We start from the raw sequence: 292 nt of genomic DNA on the forward strand, positions 1-292 counted from the left end.
GACGACGCGAGGTCGTCCCGCCGGTCGACCGCCGCGGCCACCTGCTCGGAGAGCCTCTCCCGGACGCTCTCCGCATCCGCCAGCTCGGCGCGCCGCGTCACCAGGTCATCTGCGGCCAGCCGGAACGTCGCGTCGCGGAGGTCGGCCTGGACGGACTGGGCCCGCCGCGCCACCTCGGCCTGGCGTCCGAGCGGTTTGAGTTGGCGGCGCAGTTCGCCCGTCAGGTCGGTCAACCGATCGAGGTTGCCCTGCATCCCGGCGAGCTTGCGCTGGGCCTTCTCCTTGCGGCGGA

Annotated in this window: 1 protein-coding gene; it reads right to left on the minus strand. The window is 73.6% G+C overall.

Annotated elements, in window-relative coordinates; translation table 11 throughout:
* A partial coding sequence (locus G6026_RS17220) for a hypothetical protein (protein WP_241727988.1) occupies positions 1 to 292 on the minus strand: 292 nt, incomplete at both ends.

The sequence above is a fragment of the Dietzia sp. DQ11-38-2 genome (assembly GCF_014145055.1).
Taxonomy (GTDB): domain Bacteria; phylum Actinomycetota; class Actinomycetes; order Mycobacteriales; family Mycobacteriaceae; genus Dietzia.